Consider the following 7,353-nt stretch of genomic DNA (forward strand, 5'->3'; position numbering starts at 1 on the left):
GCCTCAGGCAGCCGGGAGACCCTCGTCACACCCCGCTACGGGGCGCCCCCGTCGCCCCCGTACCGTCATGGGTATGAGCCCCACTCCCCCCGCCCGCCGCCGACGCCTGGGCCTGCCTCGGCGGGCGTTCTCGCAGGTGCTGCTGATGCAGCTGGCGATCGCCGCGGGAGTCGTGGTGCTCGCGACCGGGCTGTTCCTGGCGCCGCTCGGCGACCAGCTGGACGACCAGGCGATGCGCCGGGCGCTGGCGATCGCGCAGACGACCGCGCAGCAGCCGCAGGTGGCACGCGACCTGCGCACCACCCGGCCGGCCGCGGACGGCCCGGTGCAGACGGAGGCGGAGCGGATCCGCAGGGCCACGAAGGCGGAGTACGTCGTCGTGCTGGACCGGCAGGGTGTGCGCTGGTCGCACACCGACCCGCGGCGGATCGGCGAGGTCGTCTCCACCGACCCCGGGCAGGCGCTGGCCGGGCAGGACGTCATGGAGATCGACGACGGCACCCTCGGCCGCTCCGCCCGCGGCAAGGTGCCGTTGCGCGACGGCGACGGCGAGATCGTCGGGGCGGTCTCGGTGGGCATCGCCTACGACAGCGTCCGGGCGCGGCTGGTCCACGCCATCCCCGGACTCTTCGCCTACGCCGGCGGCGCGCTGGCCGTCGGCGCGCTGGCGGCCTGGCTCATCTCGCGCCGGGTGCAGCGGCAGACCCGGGACCTGGCCTTCTCCGACATCGCGGGGCTGCTCGCGGAGCGCGAGGCGATGCTGCACGGCATCCGGGAGGGGGTGGTCGCCCTGGACCGCGGCGGCAGGGTGCGGCTGCTGAACGACGAGGCCCAGCGGCTGCTGGACATCGGCACCGAGGCCGTCGGCCGCTCCCCCGACGAGGCGCTCGGAACGGGACGCACGGCCGACGTACTGGCCGGCCGGGTGTCCGGAACCGACCTGCTGGCCGTGCGCGGCCAGCGGGTGCTGGTCGCCAACCGGATGCCCACCGACGACGGCGGCGCCGTGGTCACCCTGCGCGACCGTACCGAGCTGGAGCAGCTGGGCCGGGAGCTGGACTCGACGCGCGGCCTGATCGACGCCCTGCGCGCCCAGGACCACGAGCACGCCAACCGCATGCACACCCTGCTGGGGCTGCTCGAACTGGAGATGTACGACGACGCCGTGGAGTTCGTCGGCGAGGTGGTGGGTGACCACCGGGTCACCGCGGAGCAGATCACCGAGCGGATCCGGGACCCGCTGCTGGCCGCCCTGCTGGTCGGCAAGGCGACCGTGGCGGCCGAGCGCGGAGTGGCGCTGTGGGTGTCCGACCGGACCCGGCTGCCGGACCGCCTGGTCGATCCCAGAGGGCTGGTCACGATCGTCGGGAACCTGGTCGACAACGCGCTGGACGCCGTCGCGGGCACACCGCACGCGCGCGTGGAGGTCGAGTTGCGGGCGCAGGGGCGCGCCGCCACGCTCCGGGTGCGCGACACGGGCCCCGGGGTGCCTGCGGAACACCGCGAGCTGGTCTTCACGGAGGGCTGGTCCACCAAGGAGCCTCCGGCCCACCGCCAGCGGGGCATCGGACTGCCGCTCGTACGGAGGCTGGCCGAGCGGCAGGGCGGAAGCGCGACCGTCGACGCGGCGCACGGCGGGGGCGCGGCGTTCGCCGTCTTCCTGCCGGAGGCCCTGGCCGCACCCGGCCAGGAACCGGAACCGCCCGCCCCCGCCCTCCCCGCTCCCACCCCCGCTTCCGCCTTCGCTTCCGAGAACACCGCAGCCGAGAACACCGCAGCCGAGAAGGAGTCCCGATGATCGAGGTCCTGGTCGTGGACGACGACACGCGGGTCGCGCGGGTCAACGCCGCCTACGTCGAGAAGGTGCCCGGGTTCCATGTCGCGGGCCAGGCGCACAGCGCGCTGGAGGCGCTGCGGAGCGTGGAACGGCTGCCCCGTACGGATCTGATCCTGCTGGACCACTACCTGCCCGACCGGACCGGTCTCGAGGTCGTCCAGGAGATGAGGCGGCGAGGCCTGGAGACCGACGTGATCATGGTGACGGCCGCACGGGACGTGTCCACCGTCCGGGCGGCGATGCGCCAGGGTGCCCTCCAGTACCTGGTGAAGCCGTTCGCCTTCGCGGGGCTGCGCGCCAAGCTGGAGGCGTACGCGGGGCTGCGGCGCACGCTCGACGGCGGCGGCGAGGCGGAGCAGGCGGAGGTCGACCGGATCTTCGGCGCCCTGTCGGCACCGTCGGAGCCGGGGCTGCCCAAGGGGCACTCCCCCACCACGGCCGAGCTCGTGCGCCAGTGCCTGCTGAAGGCCGACGGCCCGCTCTCCGCCCAGGAGATCGCCGAACGGACCGGAGTGAGCCGCCAGACCGCGCAGCGCTATCTGAAGCTCCTGGAGCGCACCGGACGGGCCAGACTCACCCTCAAGTACGGTGACGCGGGCCGCCCGGAACACCGCTACGAGTGGTCGTCCCGCACCTGACGCCGGCCCGAACGGCCGCACGCACCTCCCCGGAACGCCATGCGCCGCCCCGTGGGTCGCTAGGCGGCGCCCGCGCCCGTGAGGGACCGCACCTCCGTCTCGGCGTGCTTGGCCTCGTCCGGGGCCTCCGGCGACGTGAGCGTGCCCAGCCAGCCCGCGAGGAAGCCCAGCGGGACCGAGACCAGGCCCGGGTTCTGCAGCGGGAAGTACTGGAAGTCGACGTCGGGGAAGAGCGACTGCGGGCTGCCGGACACCACCGGGGACAGCAGTACGAGCACCACGGAGGGGACCAGGCCGCCCCAGACCGCCCACACCGCACCCCGCGTGGTGAAGCCGCGCCAGAACAGCGAGTAGAGCAGCACCGGCAGATTCGCGGAGGCGGCCACGGCGAAGGCGAGACCGACGAGGAATGCGACGTTCAGGTCGCGGGCGAGCAGGCCCAGCCCGATGGCGGCGGCCCCGATGCCGACGGCGGCCAGACGTGCCACGGCGACCTCGCTGCGCGGCTTGGCATTGCGGCGCCGCAGGGACGCGTACAGGTCGTGGGCCACGGAGGCCGAGGAGGCCAGGGTGACGCCGGCGACCACCGCCAGGATCGTGGCGAAGGCGACGGCGGCGACGACCGCGAAGAGCACGGTCCCGCCGGTGGAGTCCGCGCCGCCGCCCAGATCGAGCGCGAGCAGCGGCACCGCCGTGTTTCCCGCGGCGTTCGACGAGCGGACGGCGTCCGGTCCGACCAGTGCGGCGGCACCGAAACCGAGCACGATCGTCATCAGATAGAAGCCGCCGATGAGGCCGATCGACCAGACGACGGACCGCCTCGCCGCGCGCGCCGTGGGCACGGTGTAGAAGCGGGAGAGGATGTGCGGCAGTCCCGCTGTGCCCAGGACCAGGGCGAGCCCCAGGCTGATGAAGTCGAAACGGGAGGTCCAGTCCCCGCCGTAGGCCAGTCCGGGCGCGAGGAAGGCGTCCCCGTGGCCGCTGCGCCCGGCTGCCGTGCGCAGCAGCCGGTCGACGTCGCCGTGGAATCGCACCAGGACGAGTGCGGTCAGGGTCACGGTGCCGCCGAGCAGCAGCACCGCCTTCACGATCTGGATCCAGGTGGTGGCGCGCATGCCTCCCAGTGACACGTAGACCACCATCAGGGCGCCGACTCCTACGACGGTCCAGGTCCGTGCCGCTTCGGTCGTGCCGCCGAGGAGCAGCGCGACCAGGCTGCCCGCTCCCACCATCTGCGCCACCAGATACAGGACGGAGACGGTGACCGAGGAGGTGCCCGCCGCGATCCGCACGGGCCGCTCCCTCATCCGGGCGGCCACGACGTCGGCGAGGGTGAACCTGCCGCAGTTGCGCACGAGTTCGGCGACCAGGAACAGCACGACGAGCCACGCCACCAGGAAGCCCACCGAGTACAGCATGCCGTCGTAGCCGTGGAGTGCGATGAGTCCGGAGATGCCGAGGAAGGAGGCGGCCGACATGTAGTCGCCGGAGATGGCAAAACCATTCTCCATCGGTGAGAAGAGGCGGCCGCCGGCGTAGAACTCCTCCGCCGAGCCCTGCCGGTGGCGTCCGGCCCACGTGGTGATCGCCAGCGTCACGGCGACGAAGGCGCTGAACAGCACCAGGGCCAGGGCCTGATGGTCGTCCGTCACGACGCACCGCCCCGGGCCTCGCGCGTCAGTTCCTGGGTGTCCCAGCGCAGTTCGAGTGCGGCCCGGTCGCGGCGCAGCCGGGCGTGCCGCGCATAGGCCCAGGTGAGCACGAACGTGGTGAGGAACTGCCCGATCCCCGCCACCATCCCCACGTTCACCGCTCCGGCCACCGGCCGTGCCATCAGCGTGGGCGCCGTGGTGGCGGTCACCACGTAGGCGACGTACCAGCCGAAGAAGGCAACGCCTGCCGGCACCACGAACCGCCGGTAGCGGCTGCGCACCTCCTGAAAGGCCTCGCTGCGCTGAACCTCCAGGTACACGTCGGCCGCGGTCCGGCAGGTCTCTCCCGCAGGCTCCCTCCGCGTCGGCGGCAGCGTGGACTCGTGCGCACCGACGGCGGCCGGCTCGCCCCAGCCGGAGGCGAGGGCGTCGTACCAGGGGTCGTCGTACCGTGGATCGTCCTGGTACGGCGCGTCGTGGTGCGAACCGGGGGACGTCTCCACATACGCCCGTCCCGGCACGGCATGCCGATCGACCGTGCCTCGGGGACCGCCTCCCGTGCTGGGGAGGTGGTCGTTGCTTGACTGCATGCCCAAGGATGGGCAGAACGGGAAGATCCCCGACTCTTCTTCCCCTCGCACTTCACCCCATCAGGTGATTCATCCTTCCGAAGGCCGCACCAGCCCCTTTCCATAGGCGTAACGCACCGCCTGGGCGCGATCCTTGAGGCCGGCCTTGGCGAACAGATTGTTGATGTGGGTCTTCACCGTCGCCGTGGAGACACTCAGCCTGCTCGCGATCTGCTGGTTGTTGAGTCCCTCGGCGATCAGGACCAGCACCTCGGTCTCCCGGGTGGTGAGCCCGTCCGGCGGCTCGGGCGGGCTCACCGTCCGGCGGGACTCGGACTCCGAGAGGCGTTCCAGGAGCCGCCGCTGGATGCCCGGTGAGAGCCCCGCGTCTCCGGACAGGACGCTGTGCACCGCCCGGACGATCTCGTCGCCGCCCGCGTCCTTGGTGAGATAACCCCGTGCCCCGGCTTTCAGCGCGGGGAACAGCGACTCGTCGTCCGCGTACGTCGTGAGCACGACGACCTGCGTCGCCGGGTGCCGGGCCCGGATCCGGCGGGTGGCCTCCACACCGTCGCACCTGGGCATGCGCAGGTCCATCAGCACGACGTCCGGCGCGAGCTCGGCGACCAGCCGGACCGCTTCCTCGCCGTCCCCCGCCGAGCCCACGACCTCGACCCCCGGCAGCAGCCCGAGCAGCATCACGATTCCCTCCCGCACCACGGTCTGGTCGTCCGCGACCACCACCCGCGCGGGATTCTCCCCGCCGTCGTCCGTCATACGGGCACCTTCAACGTCACCACGAACCCCTCCTCGCCCGGCTCCGCCCGCAGCGAACCGCCCAGCAGCTCGGCACGCTCTCGCATGCCCAGCAGACCGTACCCACCTCCGGTGGCGGTGAGTTCGCCCGGCGGGCCTCCCGAGTCCCGCACGTCCAGCATCACTTCACGGGCGCCGTAGTCCAGCCGCACCCGCACTCCGGCTCCCGGGGCGTGCTTCCGGGCGTTCGTCAGCGCTTCCTGGGCCACCCTGCGCACGGCCTGTGACGCCTCGGCCGGCAGCGCTCGGCGTTCCCCCGTAATGGTGACCTCCGCGTCGGTCCCGGTCGTGTCGACGAGGTGGGCCAGGAAGTCCTCCAACGGCGTCAGCTCTCCCCGCAGGGCGGACAGCGCCTGCCGGGTCTCGGCGAGTCCGTCGCGGGCCATACCGCGCGCCGCCACCACCCGGTCGAGGATCTGCTGCCGGTCGGCGTCCCGCTCGATCAGCAACCGGGCCGCCTCGAGGTGCACCAGCTGGGCCGAGAGACTGTGCGCCAGTACGTCGTGGATCTCCCGGGCGATACGGGCCCGCTCCGCGAGCGCCGCGGACTCCGCCTCGGCCGCCCGTGCGGCTCGCTCCTGGGCCAGCAGCCGGTGCGCGTTGCCCCGGGCCTCGGCGTCCAGTCTCAGGACGTACCCGACGAGCACCAGTCCGGCCGCCGTCGCCGCCGTGGTGAGCCAGGGATCGTCGTTGACCAGGGTGTAGGAGGCCACGGACAGCGCGGTCACGGGAAGCGCCGCCACGAGAGGCATCCGCTCCAGCGCGACAACGGCGCAGCCGCAGAAGATCACCAGTGCGGGGACGCGGAAGCCGAAGGGCTGCGCGGCGGCCGCGATGCCGAGCAGCAGGGCGACGAGGGCCAGGGACGGCCACAGCCGGTGTGCGAGCGTGGTCCGGAAGAAGGCCCGTGCCGCGCCCACGGCCACCACCAGACCGACGGCCGCCGCGACCGCTCCCCATCCGTGCAGGCGGCTGCTGGTGAACGCGCCCCACAGCAGCATCCCGAACACGAGCAGACGCACGGCCAGGGCCAGCAGGCGCCGAGGCCGGGAGACGTCCTCGGGGCGCAGCGCCTCCTTCGAGGGCCAGCTCGTCCAGACGCTTCCCGTCACGCGGCCTCCTTCCGTGCGGGACTGCCCACGACGTCACCGTACGCGGGACGGGTCTCGCCAGCCGAATGCGTGGCCTGTACGCGCCAGGCCAGGACTCCGGAGCGGACCAGCAGCGTTGCCGCGAGGGCGAGCAGCAGGGCCGAACTGTCCTGACGCACCCCGAGGACCGCGCCGATGCCGAAGAGGGCGGCACGCAGCGCGATGCCGGCGCCCCACACGGCGACGCTCGCCCGGGTGCCCCTGCTCCACACGGCACCGTCCGCGTCCGTCCATATGCGGGTGGTCCAGGCCCAGCCGGCCCCGGTGGCCAGGCCGAGGGCCGTCTCGGCGGCGAGCAGCAGCACGGAAACCGTGTGGTGATGGGCGTCGATCATGCCCGGTTCGCGCAGGGCGACGACACCGAGCACGGCGGGCAGCACCCACCATCGCCGGTCGGTGTCGATGCGCGCGGCGCGGAACTGGCGGACGACGACCAGACCGGCCACCGCCGTGATCACCAACGCGTCGACGAACCCGGACATCGTGCCTCCGTGAGCAGGAGAGGGGTGGGGGGGGGGGGGGGGGGGGCCCCCCCCCCCCCCCAAAAAAAAAAAAAGAAGCGGGGGGGGGGGGGGGGCGGGGGGGGGGGGGGGGGGGGGGGGGGCGGCGGGGCGGGGCGGGGCCGCGCCGGCGCCGGCCGCGCGCGCGGGCGGGGGGGCGGGGCCCCCCGGGCCGCCGGCGCCGCCCCGC

General features: G+C 73.4%; 7 protein-coding genes. 2 read left to right on the forward strand and 5 right to left on the reverse strand.

The window, feature by feature from the left end:
* Window positions 1–73: 73 nt before the first annotated feature.
* Both HZS56_RS36690 and HZS56_RS36695 read left to right on the forward strand, forming a co-directional pair.
* A complete protein-coding gene (locus HZS56_RS36690) occupies window positions 74–1,798 on the forward strand; it encodes an ATP-binding protein (RefSeq protein ID WP_216725142.1) in 1,725 nt (574 codons plus the stop codon).
* The gene (locus HZS56_RS36695) at window positions 1,795–2,475 is read left to right on the forward strand and encodes a response regulator (protein WP_216725143.1); all 681 of its coding nucleotides are present in this window, start codon (window positions 1,795–1,797) and stop codon (window positions 2,473–2,475) included. Before HZS56_RS36690 ends, HZS56_RS36695 begins: the two co-directional genes overlap by 4 nt.
* A 59-nt stretch (window positions 2,476–2,534) precedes the next feature.
* Here the strand turns inward: HZS56_RS36695 and HZS56_RS36700 are convergent, their stop codons facing one another.
* From HZS56_RS36700 to HZS56_RS36720, 5 genes are all read right to left on the reverse strand, one after another.
* Window positions 2,535–4,127 (reverse strand): monocarboxylic acid transporter, encoded by a 1,593-nt coding sequence (locus tag HZS56_RS36700; RefSeq protein WP_216725144.1) that lies wholly within the window; start codon window positions 4,125–4,127, stop codon window positions 2,535–2,537.
* Complete coding sequence (locus HZS56_RS36705; RefSeq protein WP_216725145.1) at window positions 4,124–4,717, reverse strand: DUF485 domain-containing protein; 594 nt, start codon at window positions 4,715–4,717, stop codon at window positions 4,124–4,126. Before HZS56_RS36705 ends, HZS56_RS36700 begins: the two co-directional genes overlap by 4 nt.
* A gap of 69 nt (window positions 4,718–4,786) precedes the next feature.
* Window positions 4,787–5,473, reverse strand: coding sequence for a response regulator transcription factor (locus HZS56_RS36710; RefSeq protein WP_216725146.1), 687 nt, complete (start codon window positions 5,471–5,473; stop codon window positions 4,787–4,789).
* Window positions 5,470–6,624 (reverse strand): sensor histidine kinase, encoded by a 1,155-nt coding sequence (locus tag HZS56_RS36715; protein WP_216725147.1) that lies wholly within the window; start codon window positions 6,622–6,624, stop codon window positions 5,470–5,472. Before HZS56_RS36715 ends, HZS56_RS36710 begins: the two co-directional genes overlap by 4 nt.
* On the reverse strand, window positions 6,621–7,145 hold the full coding sequence (locus HZS56_RS36720; RefSeq protein WP_216725148.1) for a DUF1453 domain-containing protein: 525 nt from the start codon (window positions 7,143–7,145) through the stop codon (window positions 6,621–6,623). Before HZS56_RS36720 ends, HZS56_RS36715 begins: the two co-directional genes overlap by 4 nt.
* Window positions 7,146–7,353 lie beyond the last annotated feature (208 nt).

The organism is Streptomyces mayonensis, from assembly GCF_018982965.1.
Classification (GTDB): domain Bacteria; phylum Actinomycetota; class Actinomycetes; order Streptomycetales; family Streptomycetaceae; genus Streptomyces; species Streptomyces mayonensis.

Bases quoted from the DNA above. Each gene is read 5' to 3' on its own strand.
- HZS56_RS36690 (WP_216725142.1), top strand. From the start codon at position 74: ATGAGCCCCACTCCCCCCGCCCGCCGCCGACGCCTGGGCCTGCCTCGG.
- HZS56_RS36695 (WP_216725143.1), top strand. From the start codon at position 1,795: ATGATCGAGGTCCTGGTCGTGGACGACGACACGCGGGTCGCGCGGGTC.
- HZS56_RS36705 (WP_216725145.1), bottom strand. From the start codon at position 4,717: ATGCAGTCAAGCAACGACCACCTCCCCAGCACGGGAGGCGGTCCCCGA.
- HZS56_RS36710 (WP_216725146.1), bottom strand. From the start codon at position 5,473: ATGACGGACGACGGCGGGGAGAATCCCGCGCGGGTGGTGGTCGCGGAC.
- HZS56_RS36720 (WP_216725148.1), bottom strand. From the start codon at position 7,145: ATGTCCGGGTTCGTCGACGCGTTGGTGATCACGGCGGTGGCCGGTCTG.